General features: G+C 61.4%; 16 protein-coding genes. 13 read left to right on the top strand and 3 right to left on the bottom strand.

Going from position 1 to position 22,613, the window contains the following annotated elements; all coding sequences use genetic code 11:
• Nucleotides 1-72 precede the first annotated feature (72 nt).
• On the bottom strand, nt 73-5,781 hold the full coding sequence (locus OEG82_RS23560; protein ID WP_267614795.1) for an autotransporter outer membrane beta-barrel domain-containing protein: 5,709 nt from the start codon (nt 5,779-5,781) through the stop codon (nt 73-75).
• A 622-nt stretch (nt 5,782-6,403) separates the two neighbouring features.
• Between OEG82_RS23560 and OEG82_RS23555 the strand changes: the two genes are divergently transcribed.
• Entirely contained in the window at nt 6,404-7,966 is a 1,563-nt protein-coding gene (locus OEG82_RS23555) for a bifunctional helix-turn-helix transcriptional regulator/alpha/beta hydrolase (protein ID WP_267614794.1), read from the top strand.
• Between the two features lie 112 nt (nt 7,967-8,078).
• Here the strand turns inward: OEG82_RS23555 and OEG82_RS23550 are convergent, their stop codons facing one another.
• Nucleotides 8,079-8,576: a MarR family winged helix-turn-helix transcriptional regulator gene (locus OEG82_RS23550; RefSeq protein WP_267614793.1), complete on the bottom strand. Its 498-nt coding sequence runs from the start codon at nt 8,574-8,576 to the stop codon at nt 8,079-8,081.
• Nucleotides 8,577-8,670: 94 nt separating this feature from the next.
• Between OEG82_RS23550 and OEG82_RS23545 the strand changes: the two genes are divergently transcribed.
• From OEG82_RS23545 to OEG82_RS23520, 6 genes are all read left to right on the top strand, one after another.
• A complete protein-coding gene (locus tag OEG82_RS23545; protein WP_267614792.1) occupies nt 8,671-9,636 on the top strand; it encodes a nucleoside hydrolase in 966 nt (321 codons plus the stop codon).
• Nucleotides 9,633-10,139: a hypothetical protein gene (locus OEG82_RS23540; RefSeq protein WP_267614791.1), complete on the top strand. Its 507-nt coding sequence runs from the start codon at nt 9,633-9,635 to the stop codon at nt 10,137-10,139. Before OEG82_RS23545 ends, OEG82_RS23540 begins: the two co-directional genes overlap by 4 nt.
• A 61-nt stretch (nt 10,140-10,200) precedes the next feature.
• On the top strand, nt 10,201-11,148 hold the full coding sequence (locus OEG82_RS23535) for an ABC transporter permease (protein ID WP_267614790.1): 948 nt from the start codon (nt 10,201-10,203) through the stop codon (nt 11,146-11,148).
• 20 nt (nt 11,149-11,168) lie between these two features.
• Nucleotides 11,169-12,116 (top strand): sugar ABC transporter substrate-binding protein, encoded by a 948-nt coding sequence (locus OEG82_RS23530; RefSeq protein ID WP_267614789.1) that lies wholly within the window; start codon nt 11,169-11,171, stop codon nt 12,114-12,116.
• 42 nt (nt 12,117-12,158) lie between these two features.
• The gene (locus tag OEG82_RS23525; RefSeq protein ID WP_267614788.1) at nt 12,159-12,911 is read left to right on the top strand and encodes an ATP-binding cassette domain-containing protein; all 753 of its coding nucleotides are present in this window, start codon (nt 12,159-12,161) and stop codon (nt 12,909-12,911) included.
• Between the two features lie 27 nt (nt 12,912-12,938).
• Entirely contained in the window at nt 12,939-14,387 is a 1,449-nt protein-coding gene (locus tag OEG82_RS23520; RefSeq protein ID WP_267614787.1) for a xylulokinase, read from the top strand.
• Nucleotides 14,388-14,441: 54 nt separating this feature from the next.
• On the opposite strand, the gene OEG82_RS23515 is transcribed toward OEG82_RS23520, so the two are convergent.
• Entirely contained in the window at nt 14,442-15,212 is a 771-nt protein-coding gene (locus OEG82_RS23515; RefSeq protein ID WP_267614786.1) for a FadR/GntR family transcriptional regulator, read from the bottom strand.
• Between the two features lie 297 nt (nt 15,213-15,509).
• Here OEG82_RS23515 and OEG82_RS23510 point away from each other — a divergent pair, with 297 nt between their 5' ends.
• The 6 genes from OEG82_RS23510 to OEG82_RS23485 all read left to right on the top strand — a co-directional run bounded on the left by OEG82_RS23510 (nt 15,510) and on the right by OEG82_RS23485 (nt 22,531).
• Nucleotides 15,510-16,685, top strand: coding sequence for an enolase C-terminal domain-like protein (locus OEG82_RS23510; RefSeq protein WP_267614785.1), 1,176 nt, complete (start codon nt 15,510-15,512; stop codon nt 16,683-16,685).
• A gap of 92 nt (nt 16,686-16,777) precedes the next feature.
• Nucleotides 16,778-18,019 carry an ABC transporter substrate-binding protein gene (locus OEG82_RS23505; RefSeq protein WP_425497617.1) on the top strand — a complete coding sequence of 414 codons (1,242 nt, stop codon included), beginning with the start codon at nt 16,778-16,780 and terminating at the stop codon, nt 18,017-18,019.
• A gap of 90 nt (nt 18,020-18,109) precedes the next feature.
• On the top strand, nt 18,110-19,009 hold the full coding sequence (locus OEG82_RS23500; protein ID WP_267614783.1) for a carbohydrate ABC transporter permease: 900 nt from the start codon (nt 18,110-18,112) through the stop codon (nt 19,007-19,009).
• Nucleotides 19,006-19,869, top strand: a complete 864-nt coding sequence (locus tag OEG82_RS23495; protein ID WP_425497616.1) for a carbohydrate ABC transporter permease — start codon at nt 19,006-19,008, stop codon at nt 19,867-19,869. Before OEG82_RS23500 ends, OEG82_RS23495 begins: the two co-directional genes overlap by 4 nt.
• A 41-nt stretch (nt 19,870-19,910) precedes the next feature.
• A complete protein-coding gene (locus tag OEG82_RS23490) occupies nt 19,911-21,011 on the top strand; it encodes an ABC transporter ATP-binding protein (protein ID WP_267614781.1) in 1,101 nt (366 codons plus the stop codon).
• A complete protein-coding gene (locus OEG82_RS23485) occupies nt 21,008-22,531 on the top strand; it encodes a DUF5060 domain-containing protein (protein WP_267614780.1) in 1,524 nt (507 codons plus the stop codon). The genes OEG82_RS23490 and OEG82_RS23485 overlap by 4 nt, the downstream gene beginning before the upstream one ends.
• The last annotated feature ends 82 nt before the right edge of the window (nt 22,532-22,613 follow it).

Genomic DNA, 22,613 nt, shown 5'->3' with positions numbered 1-22,613 from the left:
TGGGGCGCTTTTTGCGTTTTGAGGGTAGGACGAGGCTCGGCCGCGTAGCGGAAGTGTTTCCCTGACCGGCTCTCAGAATTTCACCGTCAATCCGACGCTGCCGCCGTGAGATGTTTCGCGGGATGAGATCATGCCGTCGTAGCGGGCGCGGAAGTGGATGGTGGGGCTGGCCTGGACGGCTGCGCCAAGTCCGAACCGGTACCGGTCCGCGCCGGTTTCGGGGCCGCGGACGGCAAAAGCGGTGGGGCTGCCGGCAAAGGAAAGCTGCTGATCCTTGATGCTGCTGCCGAAGCCGTGCTCATAGGCCGCGCGCGCTTCCAGCCGGATCGCGGATCCGCCCTCCGTGACATACTGCCGGGCCACCGCAAGGCCCAGGCCTGTATCGAACCAGCCCTCGCCGGCGGAGGCGACAGCCAGGTTGAGCGCGCCCGCCCCGATTTCATGGGCCGAATCATGACCCGACCAGCCGGTATGGACGGAAACGAAGGGCGACAGGATGACCCCGCCGAGTGCGAAATTGCGCGCGACTTCACCGGACATTGCGATCGTATGGTTCCAATACCGGGCTTCTGCCAGCCGGTCGAGCGTTCCGAAGGCAATTCTGCGCTCTGTCGAGATCTGCGCGGCTGTATAGCCAGCCGCACCGGATATCGTCCAGTCGGCATCAGTCCAGACACCATAGATGCCGAGGTTCAATGCATCGCTCCTGATGGTCGACAGGCGCTGCTCGATGTCGGCACCGCTCCTGACATAGCCGAATGCCAAGCCGCCGAGAAAGCTTCCGGAACCGGCATAGTCCCGACCTTCATAGCCACCGGCAAACCCGCCGGCATACCAGTCCAGACCAGCGGCATTGCCGTCGCCATCGATCGAGCCGCCACCGGCGAGCGGCGCAAGCCATGCGGTGGGGGCGCTCGGAACATCGACGTCGGCAGGCATGCCGGGTGTGCCTGCTGCAGCCCGGAATGACGGGATTTTGTCGGGACGCTTCGTTCTGGCATAGCCGAGAGCCACGCTGGCGCCGGGCGTGCCGGTTCCACCAGCAGCCAGGCCGGTACGGCCCTGATTGAGCAAGGTCTGCAGGAACAGACCTGCACTCCGCTCGGCCACACTCCGGGCTGACGCATGGACCTCACCGGAAGCGAGATCAAAGCCATTGCGCGCCTGCGTGGCATTCAGCATCAGGATCTGATTGTAGACAGCGAGCGCGTCCGAACCCGGCGTCTGGCCGAGATCATCAAGCCCGGTCGCTGACTGGAACTGGTTGAAGCTCTGCGCCACGGTCGGAAACAGCTCGGGCAGCGAGCCGGGCACGGGAACGGGGCCAGGATTGGGACCAGCACCGGGGCCGGGGAGCGGGACGGGTCCGACCGCAATTGCAAGCTTCACGGAGCCGGGATCGGTGTAGTCGAGCGTAGGGGTGAGAAAGGCCGACTGCGTCGTGGCGCTGGCAAATCGACCGGTGATCCCGCCATCGGCGGTGAGGATCGTGTAGGTCTGGCCGGTCCGGTAACTGGTTGCCGGGTCGAGCGCGATCATGGAAACTGTGCCACCATTGAGAGTCGCCGTCCCGCTCACCGCCAGAAGATCGGACAAGCCGGTGTTCGAGATTTCGGCCTCGAGCGTGCCGGTGGGGCCAATTACCAGATCGCCGGTCACGGAAAAGGTCCCGATCGAATTGCCGGGCGCGATGGTGCCGTTGACGGTCAAGGTGCCGGAGCCGCCGCGGCCTTCAAGGCGTGCCCCGGCGTCAACGGTCGCACTGACGGTCCGGAAATTGGCGTTGACGATGGTCGTCCCTTCGAGGAGTCGCGCGTTCGATACAGGTGTAGCGGCCGGCAGGTCATCGCCACCGAAAATCCAGGTGCCGGCCCCGCGTTTCTCGATCTTCTCAAAACCATTGGCAAAGACCCGGGCGGCTTCAAACAGCGCAATGGTGCCGGTCGTGCCCGCCGCACCGTCAAAGGCCAGCGTATCGGTGCCCGACCCGAAATTGAGCGACCCCGAGACCTGGGTGGTCGGGTACAGCACGACCGTATCGTCGCCGGCGCCGAAATTGATCCCGCCAAGAGTTCTGGACCCCTCCAGCAGCCTGATCACATCGTTACCGCCCCCGGTGCGGATCGCTTTGCCTGAGCCTATCCCGGCAATCTCGCCCGCATTGGTCAGGTCCAGATTGGCATCGATCGCGCTTACACCATCACCATCGCCGGCGGTGGCGCGGATTATGCCGGCGGCCGTGTTGTTGATGGTCAGGGTCGGAACACCGGCAGCCGGCCGGCCTGTCATCTGGATGCCAGTCGCCCCGCCTTCGATCAGACCGGCATTGGTGATGGTGTTTCTGACGAATGGAACCGGCGTCTCGCGGTCCACGAACACGCCATCGGCCGTGGTTCCCACCTGTATCCCGGAGGATCCGGTGCCGGCGGCGCTGATGGTTCCGCTGTTGGTCAACACAACATCGGTCGAATAGTTCAGAACACCGCTCGCCCCCACCCCGGTACTTTCGATCAGCCCGGTATTGGTGAAGACCTGCCCTCCACCACGCTGAGTAAAAAATATTCCTGTCCCTCTCGACCCGGAGCTAATTGTGCGGATCGTGCCGGAATTCGTGAATACGCCCGCCGAGCCCAGACGGGCGCCTATGGCGTATTGATCAGCCACCAAAGAGCTGGCATCCACCACAACCTCGCCCTTGTTGACAGCATCTTTGCTATTGTTGACCTGAATACCAACGCCAGACCCCGTCAGGTTGATCTTGCCGGTCTCAGTATTTTCCAGTGCTGTCTCACGCGTATTGGAAGCAAGTCCTGCTGCAAAGCCGCCGCCCAAAGTGGCGGTCAATGTAATAGTGCCCGCATTGACTGCCTTGCTGCCCGCGGAACCAGCCTCTAGTCCTACAACACGGTCGGCGCTTGATGTTGAGGTACTTGTAACCGTGACAAAGCCATCCATGCTGTTCACGACAGTCGCACCATCCCCTGCGGCTTCCATCGCAGTGCCCCTTTTGGCAACAAAGCGCACTTCGGCGTTATTGGTCGCCATTGCCCCGTTCTCCGCTCGAACGCCTGTCGTGAGTATCCCACCGGCTACGTCGATCAGGCCGTTGTTGATGATCGTCCCGGCGGCCTGAAGTCCTTTCACCACATCGGTATTGGGTTTGAGATTGGAAATCGTGCCATTGTTTATGATTTCCGTCTCTGCTCCTATCCCTGCAAAAATGCTGGTCGTAGCATTGCCGCCATCAATGGTGCCGTTATTGGTGATCTTGCCATTGTCGCCCACCGAGATCGGCGGCAGAAATGTACTTTCGCCAAGCACCGTCGCTCCGGCATTCACCGTCACGCTCACCTCTGTGCTGGTTGTGCGGAACCCGTCCACATCCGTCGCTGTACATGTCACCCTTCCGCCATTGCCCACCGGATCTGGATTGCATCCGTTGCTGACAGGAGCGCCGGCCAGGCTGATCATCAGCGCCACCGCGTTCGGATCGGTGTAATCGAGCGTCGGGGTGATGAAGGCCGACTGGGAGATAGCCCCGGCAAACTGACCCGTGACCCCGCCAGCGGCAGTCAGAATGGTAAAGCGCTGGCCATTCTGGTAGCTGGTCGCCGGATCAAGCGCGATGACGGAAACAGTGCCACCATTGAGGGTGGCGGTTCCCGTGGTGGCCAGGAGATCCGACATGCCATTGCCCGCGATTTCGGTCTGGAACACGCTTCCTGCAAGAAAGGTCAGGTCTCCTGCAACAGAAAGCGTTCCGATGCCGCTGCTTCCTGGCGCGATCGTGCCGGCGATCGGAGGCAAGCCCCCGATGATGCCGCTTCCGCCCACAGTTGCGGCCGGTGCGACATCAAAGACGAAGGCCGGAAGGGAACCGTTGACGATCAGGGTGCCGCTGTCGACGTTGAACGTTCCGCCGGCCGTGGCGCCGGAGCCGTCAAGAATCCATGTCCCTTCGCCACGCTTGAAGAAATTCTCGAAGTTCAGGAGCGGACTCTGGTCGAAGTCGAAGGTGCCAGTCGTGCCCGTCGCGCCCGTCAGAATGAAGTCATCCTCGTCGAACCCGACGTCGATGATGCCGGTGATTGCCGCGCCGGGCGTGAGCGTCACCACATCCGTACCGGCCTGCAGGTCGATGACCTTGCCGCCCAAAACCCCTGTCGACACCGTGCCGGCGATGGAAATATTGGTGTTGAAGCCGGCCTGTCCGCTTTGCGGCGGGCCGCCCAGGGGACCAGGCAGGATCGCGGCAATTGCGGCGCTCGATTGAGAGGTCACACTGGCGCCGGCCGCCACGTCAATGTCGAAGCCCGATTCGAACTGATCATCCGAAATGAACGGGCTCGAGATGCCGATCGCGACAGCTCCGGTACCGCGCGCGGCGAGAGTTCCGCTGATGTCGAGATCAAAATTGGGAGCGATATTCGGCGGGCCGAGTATCGGCACCGGCAGAAAGACACCCACGGAATTCTCGCCATCGACGTCCACCGTACCGGCGATAGAGACGCTGCGGGTGGCGGCGGCATCCAGCGAAGCGGCCCTGATGCGCACGCCCCTTGCGGAAGACCCAGTTGCCGAAACTGTTCCCTCCACAACCACCGAAGCACCTTGCGGCGCAGTGCCGGATGATTCATCAATGTTGATGCCGGTCCCGCCATTGCTCACCGACACATTCCCGGTCGGCGCAACCCTTACCGTGGCGCCGGTTCGGGCCTCTATGCCGCCCGCCGCCCCGCCAGTAACCGCGCCGGCTATGGTGATGTCTGCAAGCTCATCTCCCTGTACGGTCGCGCTGCTGTCGGCATTTCCTGTAAGGCGGCCTGTCTGTTCGAGGTTGATCCGGACCCCGCTCGAAATGGAGCGGATGGCTTCCGCGCTCCCTGCGAAATCCGTCTGCGAATTGTTGCGCAGTGTGACCAACCCGTCGATCGTCGCGCCGTCGCGGGCGGTAAGCGAGCTGCCCTCCCGGATGAAGACATCACCGGTCAGATCGGCCGTGCCGGTCAGCAGTACCGTGGAATTGTCCAGGACAAAGAGGGATTCGGCGCTGTCGCCCGTTGCCGAAAGCACACCTCCTATGGTGATCATCGAATCCGAATCCGCAAACAGCGCGTCAGCAAAATCGCCGGTGGTCGCAACCTGCGCCCCATTCTCGATCGTGATGGTTCCACGTGCCCGGATGCCTTCCGAGCCGCGTCCGGCTGTCGAGAGAACGGCGCCGTCGCGCAGGGTGACGACCATCATGCTGCCGCCGTCGACGGCATTCGAATTGTCGCCAAGCGTGGTGATCGAGCCGGAAATATCGAGTGTCGAATTGAAGCCAGCGCCGATGCCATGGGAATCAGCGCCCTCGGTCCGAAGCGTGGCGCCCGCCTCGATGGTTGCGGTGAGATTCGGATTGAACCGGCTTGCAACCGCGTCGGACTGGTCGCCGGTGGTCACGATTGATCCGGTGCCGGTCACGATCAGCCGCAGATTGTTGTCACCTTGAAAAGCAACGCCATCGACATTGGTTCCGGTGGTGGAAATGGCACCGTCGACCCGGATATCCGCATTGTCGCCATTTGCGAAAATTCCCGTCGAGAAGCCACCCGTCGCGTCGGCATTGATGAAGCTGTTGGGCGCCAGGATGACCGTGGTGTTGGCGCCAAGCCCGATCGCTCTGCGGCCGGCGACATCGATACCCGCACCATCAAGCAGGTTGACGGTTACGCCCGATATGCTGAAGCCATTGACTCCCAGCGTGTCGGGATTGGGTGCGTTCACATCGCAGGTCACGGTATCCCCCGCAGCCGGGGTGTCGTCGGAACATCCAGCCAGTGCCGGCCCGTGGCCACAGACCATCAGGAGCAAAATTGCCGTACCGGAGAGCAATGGAAGATGCGGTCTGGGTTTCCTTGCGCTGAACATCCTGATGGTACCTCGTCTGTCTCGTCGCGAATGAATTCGCTCGCCCCCGAAATCCGGCTTGGCCTGTCGCCTGGTCGTGATGGGAATCAGTACGTCGCCGGTGTCGAGCGCAACATTCGAACAGTATTTCGAATCCCGCATTACCCATTTTGGTAATGCGGGACGCGGAATACGGGGTTACTGAATTAAGTCAGGAATCGTACGAAGACGCGCAGTATGATGCGGCGCAGGTGTGCCTTGGTGTATCAATAGGAGCTTGAGACACTTTGGCGAAACTTCGTTGTCATTTGAATGGTTTTGAGAAAATGTGACGAGATCTGTCTTGGTGCGCACATTTCTGTATTGATTTCGTGGAGGCAGTCGGGACTTCAGAAGAAAAATGCAGGTCATAATCATGATCGCGACAGCGATAGGATGAGAGTTTTGGAATAGCGGCATGAAACGCAAAGATGACGATCTTCGACGAAGTGTTGAGGATATTTTCTCCTTGATGCCCAGTGAAATGTCCACTGCGGCACGAAGAGAGGTGCTTGATGCGTATCGCCGCAAGAATTCCGGAGCGACCAACACCATAAAATGGGCTGAATTCGACTTTGGCGGACGGCTGCTGCGCTGCGGCGTGTCCCAGGCCCGGTCGATGTCCACCCATCTGACGTCAAACTGGCGCGATGACGAAACAATCTCGGAAATGGTCCTTCTGGCCGAAGGCGGAGATGTCCGCGCGGGAGAGCTCGTTCAGAGCGTCAACAGCGAAATTCTCTTCTGGTTCGTGCCCTATATGCCGGCGGACCAGAAAGTGATCCAGAGCAGCCGTCTCAAGGCCGTTGTCATCACCCAGGAGCTGGTGGTCGGCATCATCGAAATGTTCAATGTGGATGCAGGTCTCACCAATGCCGAAATGCGGCTGATCTTCCAGATCGTCGTCGGCCTGACGCCCGCCCAAGCTGCGAGCGTCGATTCGGTTTCTGTCGAAACCAAAAGGGCGCATCTCAAGAATGCCTGCTCGAAGCTCAATTGCGTGAAACAGTCCGAAATCATGCGGCTGATCCTGGGCCAGATGATCCATATCCTGCATTTGTGTGAAGCGGAAACCTCGCATATGCGGGTGGTCGAGACCTTCACCACCGACCATCTGGGACGTGCGGCCAGCTTGTCGGTGCAGCGTCTGCACAGCGGACGGCTGATGCGCTTCTGGGAGCTTGGGCCGCCGGACGGACAGCCGGTTCTCCTCATCCATGGCTACCTGTTTCCGTTCATTCTGCTCAATGCCGGGGAAAGCCTGCAGCGGCTGAATATCCGTCTCACTGTTCCGGTCCGGCAAGGTTATCTGGACGACCACGCCTGCGCCGATATTTTCTATGACGGGAGATTGACGGAACAGGCGGTCGAGGATCTGACGCAGTTCACGCGCCAGACCTGGAAGGCGCCCGTGCCGCTGCTCGGCCATGCGACGGGTGGCCTTGTGGCGATGAAGATGGCGGCGGCCAATCCCGACCTGTTTGCCAGCCTCGTTGTCGCCTCGATCAATATTCTTTCGATAAGGCCTGACAAGAAGTCATATGCCGCCAATTTCTTCACCGGCATTCGAAAACTGGCCAATGATACCAATATTTACGAACCGATTATCCGGCAATTCCAGAAGAGCATCTTCGCAAACCAGCAGACGGCCAAATTCGTGCTGCGCAGGCTTTTTCGGGACTGTGCGACGGACGTTGCGGTGCTTGACGGCAAGATCGGTTCCGGGCCGGGATTTGCCTGGTACATGGAGCTTCACAAGCACTCGCCACTGGGCATCTCGTCGGATTTCAAGCTGGTGATCTCCGAAGCGACCAGTCTGCTGCGTGAATATGGTTCGCCCGTTACATTCGTGCACGGGCCCCATGACGGGTTTACCCGCCCCGATCAGGTCGAGGATCTGGTCAGGGACCAGCCTGCAACGATTGTCAAAACCCTGCCGGATGGCGGGCATCTGGTGGGGGCGTCGCACCCGGAGCTGTTCTGGGACGCTGTCGCGGCCGGTCTGCAAATCCAGCTGCGGGAAAGCGTTTCGTGAACCCCGGTGCCAGGTTCCGGTCTCCAGTGATCTGACTTTTTAGGCAAAGGATTGAGCCGTCGGGGGCTCAGCCCCTCGGGATCCCGCGCCGGTCCGCATCCGCTCCTGGAACTCAGCTGATCTCGCGGCGCAGCGCGATCGTGGCCTGCACGGCGGCCTGGTAATTGCGGTCGGCGAAGTCGAGCAGGATTTCCAGTTCGGCTTCGCTATAGCGGGCAAGCTCTTCCATCCATGGCTTGTAGGCGCGCCGGTTGATGGCCCTGATCTCTTCTATCCGCTCCGGCACAGGTTCGAGGAACAGGCGGCGGCGGTCGGCGGGATCCCGCTGGCGCCGGATATAGCCAGCCCTTTCGATGCGATCGACCACGCCGGTGATCGCGCCTGTGGTCAGACCCGTTTCGCTTGCAAGCTGTCCAGGCGTTACATTTTCGCCCAGCGTGATGATGAAAAGACATTCGAGGTCGGTCTGGTGCATGCCGAGCTTGCTGGCCAGAACGCCACTGTAGAGCGTGCGCTGGGCGCTGGCCGCCCTGATCTTGCGCTCGAGTTGCGTGATCCGGTCGTCGATGCCGGGCGCCGGCGGCGCCGTTTTTTGCTGCTTGACAGACATCCGAAATATCTCTTAGCTGTTCATTGTCTTAGTGACTAAGATAATAACGCGCACAAGGCAACCGGGAAGGCAGATCAGGGGGATCTTGTACACAATGAGCACGCGGGTGATCATAGATACCGACCCCGGTCAGGATGACGCGCTTGCCGTTTTGCTGGCGCTGAGCGCCGATGCCGAGCTTGAAGTGGCGGGGATCACCACCGTGGCGGGCAATGTCGGCATCGCCCAGACCACCATGAATGCGCTGCGGATCTGCCAGCTTGCGGGCCGCAGCGATCTGGGTGTCTACAGCGGATGCGCGCAACCCATCCTGCGGCCGTTGCACACGGCGGAATTCATTTGCGGAACGGACGGACTGGCCGGCATGGAGCTGGCGCCGCCGCGGCAAGCTGCCCGAGCCGAGCATGCTGTCACCTTCCTGATCGAGACATTGCGCGCGAGCCCCACCACCATGACGCTGTGTGCGCTGGGGCCTCTTACAAATATCGCACTCGCGCTGCTTCAGGCTCCAGACATCAAGGCGAAGATCGACCGGATCGTGATCATGGGCGGCGCCCGCGATCTCGGCAACATCACGGCAGCAGCCGAGTTCAACTTCTTTGTTGATCCCCATGCCGCCGCAGTGGTCTTTCAGGCCGGCCTGCCGATCACGCTCTTTCCGCTGAGCGCCACCTATCAGGCCGTCGCCACCCCGGCTCGTCTCAAGGATTTCGATGCCCAAGGCGTCGTCGGCGGTCCGATCGTGTCGATGCTCAAGCGCGAGCGTCCCGGCGGCGCCTCGCTGGGTGGCAATGACGGACATCCGATGCATGATCCCTGCGTCATCGCCTGGCTGCTGTGGCCGGAGCTGTTCCAGGGGCGCGATTGCAATGTTGCAATTGAAACCGCGGAAGGGCCGACCGTCGGCCGTTCGACCATTGACTGGTGGGGGCGCAGCGGCGAGCCAGCCAATGCACATGTCATCGAAACGGTGGATGCAGACGCCATGTTCGCGCGCATTGCACAAAGTGTCCGCTCGCTTGACGCAACACCTTCAAGGCCAATGGAAGCCCTGTCATGACCCATATGCTCGACGACTTCTCACAAAATGCAGACCGCGCCATCGACGAGATGAAGACGGCGGCACGGACTGCGCGGAGGGATCACGCGGCTGCCGAACTGGTGCGGCACATGTTGCTGACCACCCGGAAGTTCGCGCCTCTGGGCAAGGACAAGGCCGTCGAGGCCGTGGTTGCGGACTGGCTGGGCGCATGGCACCTGCAACGCGGCGACTGGCCCGAAATTGCAGCGGAGATGGAAGCTCTGACCGGTGCGTTCTATGACTATTGCATGGAGCCCTCGGACGTCGCCGACCAGGCGGTGCGCGCAGCCTGGCTCAAGCTCAAGGCCGTGCACGACACCGAAGACCGCACGCTCGAGGACCAGATGGCCTGGCGATCGGTCTGCGCCCATGGATGGTGGGGCGATGTCAGTCCGGCGCCGGACGGATATCGCGATCATGATCTGGGCCGCGCGACATCACCGTTTTGGGACAAGGCCTGTCCGCCGGAGTGCCTGGGATGACCATGTTGAGCAGGAAGGAAGCCTTGATAAAAGGCGCCGCCGCTCAGGAAAGGCGGCCGGTGTGAGCCTCAAGTCATTCATCGAAGTCTACGGGACCTTTGTTGCCGGCATCACATTGTTCGTGTTTCTGCTGATCTTCGCGAACAATTTCGCCTCGACGGCCAATCTTCTCAATGTGCTCAAGCAGGTCAGCTTCCTGTCGATCCTTGCCATCGGCTTCACCTTCGCGCTGATCACCTCCGAGCTCGATCTGTCCTTTGCCAATGTCTGCAGTCTGGCGGCGGTGGTGATCGGCAGCCTGATCTCGACGGATACCGCCTGGCCGGCGGCCGTGGCTGCGGGCATCGGTGTGGGCATTGCCGCGGGCTTGCTCAACGGCTTGCTGGTCACCGTCCTGAAGGTGCCTTCGCTGATCTCCACGCTCGGCACGGCGTCGGTGGCCAACGGGCTGGCGTTCATGATCACCGGCGGCGTGGCCTTTGTCGGGCGCTGGGATCCGAACTTCCTGTTCCTGGGCCGCGGCAAGATCGGGCCTGTGCCGGTGATCATTCTCATCACGGTGGTCCTGTTCTTCATTGCCCTCATCCTGTCGACCCAGACGCGGACAGGCGTGCATCTGCAGGCCACCGGCGAGAACGAGGAAGCCGCCCGCCGGTCGGGGATCAACACCCGCAATTGCAAGATCCTCGGGCTGACCCTGTCCGGGCTCGCCGCCGGGCTGACAGCGGTGTTTCTCGTCGCCAACCTGTCCTCGGCAGCACCCCAGATGGCCGGAGACTTCCTGCTCAACGGCATTGCCGCCACCCTTCTCGGCATGACCATGTTCACGCCCGCCAAACCCAACATACTGGGCACCTTCGTCGGCGCGCTGATCATCGTCTGCCTGTCCAACGGCCTGATTCTGCTGGGTGCGCAATATTACATCCAGGACATCATGCTCGGCATCATCATCATCGTATCGGTCGCTGTTTCGGCCTCGGTTCTGAAGAGAGCCGCATTCGCTCTGTAATCAACAAGGGGAGAATAAGAATGAAAACGTGGAAGACACTCATCGCAGCCGCCGGCATTGCCGGCGTCACACTGGGCGCCGGACAGGCGTCCGCCTTCGAACTCGGCGTCGTGGCATTCCAGATGTCGGCGGAAACCCAGGCGCGCTGCGCCAACACGGTGGGCGAGGAAGCCGCCAAGCTGGGTTGGGAAGCCCAGGTTCTCAATTCCAACGGGGCGCTCGAGACCCATGCCTCGCAGCTCGACAACCTCATCCAGAAAGGTGTCGACGGCCTGATCCTGTGCATGTCGAAACCGGTTCAGTTCGACGCGCAGTTCGAAGCTGCCAAGAGTGCCGGCATCCCGGTCATCACCATCTCGAGCGGAGCAAGCCCGCATACGCTGTTCGATGTCACGCCGAACGAATACATCATGGCAGCCGAGGCGGCGATCTATCTGCTGGGCACCATCAATTACGAAGGCAATGTGCTTCTGCAGCGGTTTGAATCCAACACCGGTGCGCGCATTCGCGGCAGCATTCTCGACGCCGTTCTGGTGGAAAACCCGACGGTCAAGATTGTCGGCGAGCATTCCATGGCCCGTACCAAGAGCTGGCAGGACGATGTCCGCAACGGCATGAGCGCATTGATCCTGCAGAACGCCGGGAATTTCGACGGTGTGTGGGCGTCCTTTGACGGCCAGGCGCTGATCATAGACGATCTGCTCAAGGAGAGCGGATTGAACAAGGGCGACGTATCGCTGGTTTCCATCGACGGCGGACAGGAAGTCTATCGCCGGATCAAGGATCCCGAATCGATGATGACAGCAACCATTGCGATCCCGTTCGAGAACATGGCCAAGTCGGCCGTGACGATGATGAACCAGATCGCGGTCGAGGGCAAAGCCAAGGAAGAGCTGGTGCCTGGTCCGTATCTCTTCATTCCCGCGACACTGGTCGACAAGTCCAATGTTGACGAGTTCCTGAAGTAGGCTACGGCCGGCAGCACTGAAAAAGCAGATCGCGAGGACACCATGCCGGTCAAGATTTCGGCCCGCAACATCTACAAGAACTACGGCGCAGTCGAAGCCCTGCGCGGTGTGAGCGTTGATGTGCATGAAGGCGAGATCCACGCGATCTGCGGCGACAACGGAGCCGGCAAATCCACCCTGATCAAGATACTGGCCGGGGTGGAACAGCCGGACCGGGGCGAGATCATGATTGATGGCGAACCAAAACGCTTCGATTCCCCCAGCGCGTCCTTGCGGGCCGGGCTGGCCACGATCCATCAGGATCTTGCCGTCGCGCCGGAGATGTCGATCTACCAGAACATCTTCATGGGGGCGGAGCTCACCCGCAGCGTGCTGGGTCTTCGGCTTCTCGACAAGGCCCGGATGCGGCGCGAGGCGGTTGGATACATGTCCCAGCTCAACGGGGCGATCACCAACATGAACAGCAAGGTCAATGCGCTGTCGGGCGGACAGCGGCAGGCCGTCGCCATCTGCCGGGCGCTGCGCTGGAACGCCAATGTCGTGATACTGGACGAACCGACGGCTGCGCTCGGGGTTCGCGAGACCGAACAGGTGCTCGGCCTCATTCGCTCGCTCAAGGCCAATGGCAAGACCGTCATCCTGATCAGCCACGCGATGAAGGATATTGCGGCGGTGGCCGACCGGATCTCGATTCTGCGGATCGGCGAAAACCAGATCACCCTGACGGGCGGCGACCTGACCGCCGATGCCCTTTCCCACTATATTCTGAGCGGCGAAGCAAGCCGGGTTCATTGACCAACACAAAGCGAAGCGGAGGCGGACATGGCACGAACGCTTGCCTTCGATCTGGGTGGCAGTAGCCTCAAACTTGCGATCGTCGACGAAACGGGGGCCTTTCTCGGACAGACCCGTGTTCCGCTCGACATCCACACCATTGGCGATCACCACTATGAGGTGGATCCGATGGACTGGTGGCGTGCGTTCGAGCACGGGTGTCGCGAGCTTGCCGGCGGCGGTCATGACTTTGCCGGCATCGATGCCGTGGCGGGCTGCGGCTTCACACGAACCCAGGTCTTTCTCGACGGGATGGGCCATGTCATCCGGCCCGCGATCACGTTTCAGGATTCCCGGGCCGCCGGGGTCGTCGATCGCACACGCTCTGAAATATCGGCATCGGGATCTGATGCGATCGACACGCTCGGGCCGTTCGATCCTCTGGCCCGGCTGCTGTGGCTGAAACAGGAGGAGCCGGAGCACTGGGCGCGGCTGCGCAAGGTCGTCGAGCCCAAGGACTACCTCAACATGATGCTCACCGGCGTCGCCGCATCGGATGCGATCTCGCAGACGCCGATGACCCGCGCGATCCGGGCAAGTGCCGAGGATGTGTTCGCCATTCTCGGGATGGATCCGGCGATCCTGCCTGATCTTCATTCCCCCTTTGATCCGCTTGCGCCGGTCCGGCCGGGACTGGCTTACCCGCTGTCCGAGCTTGCCGGGCGGCCCGTTCACAGCGGTTCCATCGACACATGGAGCTGCGTTCTAGGCTCGGGCGGGCTGAAGGCCGGGGTGGGCTACAGCATTTCGGGAACCAGTGATGTCTCGGGCGTCATCTGCGGGGTGCAGACGTCCGCGGAAGGTCTGCTCAGCGTGGAGTGGGGGCCCGGGCTCTGGCAGCTGGGCGGGCCGAGCCAAGGTGCGGCAACCCGGCTGCAATGGGCCTTGGACCAGTTCAGCCCCGGCATGGCGCTGCAGGCATCTCTCGATGCGGCCTTTGCATCGGGTGATCCGGCGCCGCTTTTCCTGCCCTTTCTCGATGGAGAGCGGACACCGATGTGGGACCCTGACCTCAAGGGCGCATTCCTGGGGCTGAGTGCCGCCCACACCGCCAAGGATTTCCTGCGCGGCGTGGCCGAAGGCATCAATTATCTCGCGCGCGAGGTTCTGGTTCGCGCAGAGGAGGCGATCGGAACGCCGGTCAGCCATGTCTGTTTTTCCGGAGGCCTGGCCAGGAGCCCCTTGCTGTGCCAGCTCAAGGCGGATGTGCTGAACCGGGATGTCGTGGTTCCGGGCAATCCGGAGACCGGGCTCGCCGGTGCGGCCAGGCTGGCTTCGTGGCATGCAGTCCGGGATCAGGCGACGGTCAGCGAGACCGGGACCCTTTACAGGCCCGATCCCGCAAGGCGGGTCTATCACGACGACAGGTTTTCCCTGTTCCGGGTGGCGTCCAAGGCCGTTGCCCCGATCTCCCACAGGATGCGTGCGCTCGGTTGATCTTTCGAAGAACGCTGCGCCCTGTCGCGCGCGGATCGCCGGCAGAGACTCTGACTAGCCACCCGTTGCCCGGGCGTTGCGCGTGCTCCAATAGGCGTTGGCGGTCTCCCGGTTGGCTTCCAGCATATGTTCCATTTCATGCCGGGCCAGGGCTCCGTTGCGGTCGCGAATGGCTTCGGCGACGCGGATGTGACCTTCGCGAAACGGGGTGCCGCCATTTTCGGTCTGCACGCCGAATTCATAGGAAATCCGCAGGATGCTGATGATCATCGGGCGCAATTGCCGCATCATCAGATTGCAGGTGGCATCCAGAATGGTGCAGTGGAACCGGCTGTCTTCGGCATAGAGCTCGGTGGTGCTCAATGTGCCGGGTAGCAGGGCGTGCGCCGATTCAAGGATGTTCCGCACCTGCTCGGGCGTGGCGCGCTGGGCTGCGAGCTCGGCGGCGGCCGGTTCGAAGATGCAGCGCAGTTCGGTGGTTTCCACGAACATCTGGCCGAGGCGGCTATGGGTCGGCTCGTGCCAGGAAATGACGTCGGAATCGAGAAGGTGCCACTCGCTGATCGGGCGGACCTTGGTTCCGTATCGCCGCGCCGTGCGGATCATGCCCTTGCCGGACAGAACCTTGATGGCGTCGCGGATGGTGGTCCGGCTGACACCAAGCGACTCCGCCAGTTCCGGCTCGGTCGGGATCGGTTCGCCCTGGGGGTAGACATCATTGACGATTCTGCGGCCCAGTTCCTCGACGGCATCCCGCGCCGCACCGCGCGGCAATGAGGCTGCCACTTCGGTTGGCGCAGACGGATACGAGTGCTTCACAGTCATTTTTCCCCAATCCGCGGTCTCCGCGACCGTCATGTTCGAATCTTCTACATCACATCTAGACGCTAGGTATGATCTGTGCTAGATCACATCTAGAAGCATATAGAACAATTTCCCGAGGTTAGCCAGAGTGGCCAGACGAGTTGGGATTTCAAGGGGGTGGTACATGTCCGGCATCCAGACGCCAGGACGGGATTGCGGTCGCATGTGTGCAGCACACGGCGCGCGAAGCAATGGCCTCGTCGGGCAAGGGCCTGCCGGTCAGGCAGGCGGCGAAGCCCGGATCAGGTGCGCCGGCGCATGAAGATCACCTCGATCAAGACCATCGTGGTCAATGCCGACATTCGCAACTGGGTGTTCGTCAAAGTCGTTACCGACCAGCCCGGCCTGTGGGGCTGGGGCGAGGCAACGCTGGAATGGAAGACCCGCGCCGTGACCGGATGCGTCGATGATCTGGCGCCACTGGTCGTCGGCGAGGATCCGATGCGGATCGAGCATATTGCCAGCCGCATGGCCCGGTTCAGCTTCTGGAGGCTGGGCGCCATCGGGATGAGTGCGGCTTCAGGCATCGAACAGGCGCTGTGGGACATCAAGGGGAAAGCCCTGGGTGTGCCGGTCTGGCAGTTGCTTGGCGGGCGGGTCCGCGACAGCATCAGGGTCTATACCCATCCACTGCGCGGACGCCTCGAAGATGCCGCTGCGGATGGCGACATTTCAGCTATTTGCGATGACATCCAGCAAACCGTCGAGATGGGATATTCGGCCATCAAGGTCGGGATGATCCCCTATACCGGGTATGACGCGCCGATATCCGCTGTTCGCCATGTCGCCAAGCTGGCGGAAGCAATCCGCGAGCGGGTGGGAGACGACATCGCCCTGATGACCGATTTTCACGGCCGGCCCGAATCCACACGTGCTGCCAAGGCCTTTATCGATGTGATTGCGCCGATCGCGCCGCTGTTCGTGGAAGAACCGATCCAGCCCGGCAATGCCCGGCTGATGGCCGAGTTGAACCGGCAGGTCGGATGCCCGCTGGCAACGGGAGAACGGCTCTTGCAGCCCGAGCAGTTTTCGGACCTGGTTGAGCAGGACGCCGTCACCTATGTGCAGCCCGACCTTGCGCACTGCATGGGGTTTTCCGGCGCCCGCCGGATCGCGGCGATTGCGGAGGCGCGCAATGTCGGCATCTGTCCGCACAACCCGATGGGCCCGGTGGCCAGCGCCGTTGCGCTGCAGTTCGATGCGGCGACCACCAATTTCGTCATCCAGGAAGAATGCTCCGGCCTGGTCCCCTGGTTCGAGGACATCTGTTCTGCCTATCCGGTCAGTCTGGTGGATGGCTGCTGGCAGTTACCCGACGCGCCGGGAACAGGCATCGAGATCGACGAGACCGAGGCTGCAAGGCACCCGTTCAGACAGGAGCGGATTCTGGCGTTGGATGCGATCCTGCCGGACGGAACAATCGCCAACTGGTGAGGGAGGAAAGCGCGGCAAGACCAACGCATGCGAAGTGATCACTAGGGAAGAGGTAGGACACTCGACTTTTGACTTCAATCAATCTGGGAGGAATGACAATGAAACTCAAAACGACACTATTTGGCCTCATGGCCGCAACTTTTCTGTCAACCGCCGTGGCCGGTGCCGAAGAGCTCAAGATCTGGACCATCAACTACACGTCCGAAAAGCAGGTTTCGGCGCTGACAGCCGCGGAGGCCGAATTCGAGAAACTCAATCCGGGTGTCGATGTCGAGATCGTCATGCGCGGCACCGATGAGCACAAGACCGCGCTGCGCGTGGCGTCCGGTTCCGACACGGGCCCCGATATCTATGCCTATTGGGCCGGTCTCGGCCTGGGCGGCGAATATGTCCAGGCCGGCATGAGCGCCGATCTGTCGAAATATTACGAGAGCTATGGCTGGGGCGACCGCCTCACGGTCCCGTCACTGGCATTCACCGAAAGCTTTGCCGAGGGCAGGCACGGCATCCCGTTCCGCTTTTCGGGTGAGGTCGTCTATTACAACAAGGATCTCTTCGCCAAGGCCGGAATCGAGGGGGAACCGCAAAGCTATGACGAGCTCAAGGCCGCCGCGGTCAAGCTGAAGGAAGCCGGGATCCCGGCCTTCACCTTCGGTGGCACGGTCAACTGGCATGTGATGCGCCTGATGGACGTGATCCTTGAAACCACCTGCGGCGCCGAAAAACATGATGCGCTGATGGCCATGGAAAGTGACTGGGCCACCGAACCCTGCGCCCTGGCCGCCTTCACCGAGATGAAGTGGTGGACCGACGACCATTTCCTCAAGCCGTTCATGGGCATCGACAACCGCCAGGCCACAACGCTGTGGTTCGCCGACCGTGCAGCCATGATGCTTGAGGGCGACTGGCACGTGCCGACCATCGACGAGAATTCGGAGATGTCGAAATACGGCATGTTCCCGTTCCCGACCGGCACCGGGCGCCTCTACGGATTTGCGGAATACATGTATATCTCGACCAAGTCGGACAAGGCCGATCTGGCGGCGAAGTTCCTCGACATGTTCACCTCGGACGAATTCCAGGCAGCACATATCGGTGCCTTTGGCGCATTGTCGGTGAACCGCAACGTCAAGCAGGGCGACGATGCGCTGGAGCTGCACAAGGAGTGGCTCGACGTGTTTGCCAATGCCAAGGGCACCTTCGTCAATGGCGACCAGGCCTTTCCGCTGGATGTGACGACCGAGTATTTCCGGATCATCAACGAGCTGGCCTCGGGCAATCTGGAGCCGCAGGCAGCGGCTGACGCGATGGCCCGGTTCATCGCCAACCGGTAATCGTGAACCAGGGTTCCGCGGGGCAATTCCGGCCCCGCGGAACCCGTTCGGGCAGTGCCTCTCCGAGAAAATGTGCTGGAAGTCCTCACCATGCCGAAAATGGATCCGTTTCGAACACCGCGCGGTCAGGCCATCGTCCTGATGGCCCCGGCGCTGGCCGTCTATTCCCTCTTCGCCATCTGGCCGATGATCGATGTGGTGATCCTGAGCTTTCAGGACTGGAACGGGATCCGGGATCACCGCGACTGGGTCGGCCTGCAAAATTACTATCACATCCTCTACAATGATCCGGTGTTCTGGGTCGCGTTCCAGAATACCGTGATCTGGACGGTGCTGTCGGTGGTGTTTCCGCCGCTGCTCGGGCTGTTGCTGGCGCTGGGTCTGAACCAGCGGCTGATCGGGCGTGCGCCGCTGCGGGCGATCTACTACCTGCCTGTCATCATCGCGCCCATTGCGGTGGCGACCATGTGGCGCTGGATGTATGATCCGTTCTTCGGCCTGTTCACGCAATTGTTGACCGACATGGGTCTGTCCGGATGGGTCGTCGACTGGCTCGGCGACAAGGATGTCGCGCTCTATTCCATCTTCGTCGCCTATGTCTGGCAGAGCGTCGGTTTTTCCATGGTGCTGTTTCTGGCCGGTCTGCAAAGCGTGGACAAGTCGCTGGTCGATGCCGCCCATATCGATGGCGCCAACCGCCGCGAGATCTTCAAGCATGTGACCTTGCCCGCGTTGCGGCCGACGATGACCATCGTCATTGTGCTTTCGACAATCTCCTCGCTCAAGGCCTTTGACATCGTCTACGGCATGACCGGCGGCGGGCCTGCCCAATCGACCCAGATGCTGGCGTTGTGGGCCTTTACCCAATCCATGCAGATCTTCGATTACGGCCGCGGTTCTGCCGTCTCGGTGGTGCTGCTCGCAATCACCCTGATGATCGTCGTGCCCTATATGCGCTGGTCGCAACGCCGCGAGGAGGAGGTCCGATGATGGATGACATGTCTTCGACCGAGACCCCGCGCAAGCGCCGCGACCCGGTTCTGATCGGGCTGTGGATATCGCTGGTGGCCGTGGCGCTGATCTGGCTGGCTCCGGTGGTGTTCATCACCTTCACCTCGCTGAAATCAGAAGCCGAGATCTTCAGTTCCGCCGCCTTTGCCTTTCCAGCGGACGTGCAGTGGAGCAATTACAGCGTGGCCTGGGCCAAGGGCAATTTCAACCAGACATTCGTCAACAGCTCGGTCATCACCGTGGTCAAGGTGCCGCTCGGCCTGCTGATCTCGGCGATGGCGGCCTATGCGCTGGCGCAGATCAATATGGGCTGGAACAAGCTGCTCTTGGTGTTTGTGCTGTTCGGCGCCATGATCCCGTTCCAGGTGATGCTGGCGCCGCTGTTCACGCTGGTCAATTCGATGGGCCTGATCGACACCTATCCCGGCATCATCCTGCCCTATCTGGCCTTCGGCGTGCCCTACCAGGTGTTCATCCTGCACGGCTTCTTCCGGGCGGTGCCCAAGGAGCTCACGGAAGCCGCGCTGATCGACGGAGCCAGCCATTTCACCATCTTCCGGCGGATTTTTCTGCCGGTCTCGCTGCCGGTGCTGTCCGCTCTGCTGATCCTCGATTTTGTGTCGACCTGGAACGAATTCGCCATGGCGCTGGTGCTGTTGCAGGACAAGAACATGTGGAACCTGCCGCTCGGACTGATGTCCTACCAGGGCCAGTTTTCCAACAATTACGGGCAGCTGAATGCGGCCATCGTGATGACGGTGCTGCCGGCGACAATCGTGTACCTGATTTTCCAGCGCTACTTCGTCAGCGGCCTGACATCGGGCGCGGTGAAAGGCTGAGCCATGCAAAACCACCAGAGACGACCAAAAAGGCTTGAGAAATGGCAACAGTAGAAATCGCGGATCTGAGAAAGAGTTTCGGCGCGTTTCCCGTGGTGCATGGTGTTTCCATGGACTTCAAGGATGGCGAGTTCATCATCCTGGTGGGGCCGTCGGGCTGCGGCAAGTCCACGCTGTTGCGGATGATCGCCGGGCTCGAGGATGTCACTTCGGGCACGATTTCGATCGACGGCAGGGTGGTCAACACGCTTTCGCCCAAGGAGCGCAATATCGCGATGGTGTTCCAGAACTACGCGCTCTATCCGCAGATGACGGTGGCGCAGAACCTTGGGTTCTCGCTTGAACTGAGCAAGGTGCCCAAGGCCGAGATCGCCGCCAAAGTCAATGAATCGGCCGAGATCCTGGGGCTGACACCGCTTCTCGATCGCAAACCGTCACAGCTTTCGGGCGGCCAGCGCCAGCGGGTGGCCATGGGCCGCGCCATCGTGCGTGATCCTCAGGTCTTCCTGTTCGACGAGCCGCTCTCCAACCTGGATGCCAATCTGCGGGTCAAGATGCGCGCCGAGATCAAGGCGCTGCACCAGCGGCTGGGCTCCACCATCGTCTATGTCACCCACGACCAGATCGAGGCGATGACCATGGCGGACCGGATCGTGGTGCTGCGGTCGGGTAATGTCGAACAGATCGGCACGCCGATGGAATTGTTCGATTATCCGAAAAACATGTTCGTCGCCGGCTTCCTCGGCTCTCCCGCCATGAATTTCCTGCCCGGCAAGCTTGCCGCGGATGGCAGCGCGACGCTGGTGCTGAGCAATGGCGAAAGGGTGGCGCTGGCACGCCGTCCCGAGGTCGGCGATGATGGCGGCATCGTGCTGGGCGTGCGCCCGCAGGATATTTCGCTGGATCCTGAAGACGGCACAGCGGCCACGGTCAAGGTGATCGAGCCGACCGGCGCCGACACCCATGTGCTGGTGGAAATTGCCGGGCAGGAGGTCACCTGCGTTCTCGACGCACGGCTCGACATGAAGCCCGGCGATCATATCCGGCTGTCGTTCAGGACACCGGCGGCCCATTTCTTTGATGCAGAAACCGAAGCACGGCTTGAGGCCGGCTTCAACCAAGACGAGGGACACAAGGCATGACCGACGCAACAACCGCTCAATGGGACGTGATCGAACACGAGATCAAGACCGGCATTTCCGGCAATCCCTATCTCGACACGGAATTCTGGGGTGTGTTCTCGCAGGACAACCGTCACATCCGGGTCCCCGGCTTCTATGATGGCGAGGGAAGCTTCAAGGTTCGCTTCTGCCCGGACCGGCCCGGGACATGGTCGCTGCGCACACAATCCGAGACCGCGGCGCTGGATGGCCAGACCGCCAGTTTTGAAGTCACCGGACCACGCGATGGCGTGCATGGCCCGGTCAGCGTGCGCAACCGGTTCCACTTCGGCCATGCCGACGGCACACCGTTCAAGCCTTTCACCACCACCTGCTACGCCTGGACCCATCAGCCGCTGGAGCTGCAGGAACAGACCTTGAAATCGCTCGAGTGCGGCGCCTTCAACAAGATGCGCATGTGCGTGTTTCCCAAGCACTATCCCTATAACGAGAACGAGCCGCTGCACCATGTCTATGAGCTGGACGCCAACGGCAAATACGATCCCGACAAGCCGAATTTCGAGGCCTTCCGGCATTTCGAAAACCAGATCGCCAGACTGGGCGAGATGGGAATCGAAGCTGATGTGATCATCTTCCACCCCTATGACCGCTGGGGTCACTGCGCCTGGAGCGAAGAGCAGGATTACCGGTATTTGCGCTACCTGGTGGCGCGGATCGCGGCCTACCGGAATGTCTGGTGGTCGCTGGCAAACGAATATGATTTCATGCTCGACATCAAGCCGATGGGGCGCTGGGACCGGTTCTTCTCGATCATCGAGGAGGGCGATCCGCTGCGCCATCCCAAGTCGATTCACCAAGGCAATCCGGCCATGCTCTATGATCACCGCAAGCCCTGGGTCGATCATGTGTCGATCCAGCATTTCGAAACCGCGCGGACGGCACAATGGCGCGCGGACTACGGCAAGCCGATCGTCAATGACGAGATGCACTACGAAGGCGACATCATCCAGTGCTGGGGCAGCATCACCGCCGAGACCATGGTTGACCGCTTCTGGATGACGGTGATGAAGGGCGGCTATGCCGGTCACGGCGAGACCTACAGCCACCCGCAGGATCTGCTGTGGTGGGCCAAGGGCGGGGAGTTGCGCGGTCAAAGCGCCGAGCGGATCGCGTTTTTGCGGAAAATCGTCGAAGAGGACGCGACCCATGGGCTGACCCCGGCCGAGGAAGTTGACGGGCTGAAGGCCTGGCGCAGCCTGGGCACGGCCCGCGACGGGGACGTTACCTATATCTATTTCGGTGAACATCGCCCCGTCATCTGGTCGCTCGGCCTGCCGGTCGAGGATGGCGACTGGGAGGTCGATGTGATCGACACCTGGAACATGACGATCACCCCGGCCAAACGCGTTACCGCCCCGGTGCCGGTCGCCATCAAGCATGCCGAGCGCACCGTTGGAGGCAAGGCCGACGCGGCCTTCGGCATCGAGCTCCCGGGCAAGCCAAGGCTCTGCGTCAGGGTGCGGCCCGCCAGAAAGCACTGAAGCACGGCGCGTCGCACCGGATTCGGGCGACGCGCCTGCCCCTGATCTTCAGCATCTCCAAACTCCGACCGGCGGCCTGATT

The sequence above is a fragment of the Hoeflea ulvae genome (genome assembly GCF_026619435.1).
Classification (GTDB): Bacteria; Pseudomonadota; Alphaproteobacteria; order Rhizobiales; family Rhizobiaceae; genus Hoeflea; species Hoeflea ulvae.
This window is presented reverse-complemented; position numbering and strand designations above follow the sequence as displayed.

Excerpts from the sequence above, each read along its gene's own strand:
- OEG82_RS23555 (WP_267614794.1), top strand. The coding sequence starts at position 6,404 with ATGCCCAGTGAAATGTCCACTGCGGCACGAAGAGAGGTGCTTGATGCG.
- OEG82_RS23550 (WP_267614793.1), bottom strand. The coding sequence starts at position 8,576 with ATGTCTGTCAAGCAGCAAAAAACGGCGCCGCCGGCGCCCGGCATCGAC.
- OEG82_RS23545 (WP_267614792.1), top strand. The coding sequence starts at position 8,671 with ATGAGCACGCGGGTGATCATAGATACCGACCCCGGTCAGGATGACGCG.
- OEG82_RS23540 (WP_267614791.1), top strand. The coding sequence starts at position 9,633 with ATGACCCATATGCTCGACGACTTCTCACAAAATGCAGACCGCGCCATC.
- OEG82_RS23530 (WP_267614789.1), top strand. The coding sequence starts at position 11,169 with ATGAAAACGTGGAAGACACTCATCGCAGCCGCCGGCATTGCCGGCGTC.
- OEG82_RS23525 (WP_267614788.1), top strand. The coding sequence starts at position 12,159 with ATGCCGGTCAAGATTTCGGCCCGCAACATCTACAAGAACTACGGCGCA.
- OEG82_RS23520 (WP_267614787.1), top strand. The coding sequence starts at position 12,939 with ATGGCACGAACGCTTGCCTTCGATCTGGGTGGCAGTAGCCTCAAACTT.
- OEG82_RS23515 (WP_267614786.1), bottom strand. The coding sequence starts at position 15,212 with ATGACTGTGAAGCACTCGTATCCGTCTGCGCCAACCGAAGTGGCAGCC.
- OEG82_RS23510 (WP_267614785.1), top strand. The coding sequence starts at position 15,510 with ATGAAGATCACCTCGATCAAGACCATCGTGGTCAATGCCGACATTCGC.
- OEG82_RS23505 (WP_425497617.1), top strand. The coding sequence starts at position 16,778 with ATGACAATGAAACTCAAAACGACACTATTTGGCCTCATGGCCGCAACT.
- OEG82_RS23500 (WP_267614783.1), top strand. The coding sequence starts at position 18,110 with ATGCCGAAAATGGATCCGTTTCGAACACCGCGCGGTCAGGCCATCGTC.
- OEG82_RS23495 (WP_425497616.1), top strand. The coding sequence starts at position 19,006 with ATGATGGATGACATGTCTTCGACCGAGACCCCGCGCAAGCGCCGCGAC.
- OEG82_RS23490 (WP_267614781.1), top strand. The coding sequence starts at position 19,911 with ATGGCAACAGTAGAAATCGCGGATCTGAGAAAGAGTTTCGGCGCGTTT.
- OEG82_RS23485 (WP_267614780.1), top strand. The coding sequence starts at position 21,008 with ATGACCGACGCAACAACCGCTCAATGGGACGTGATCGAACACGAGATC.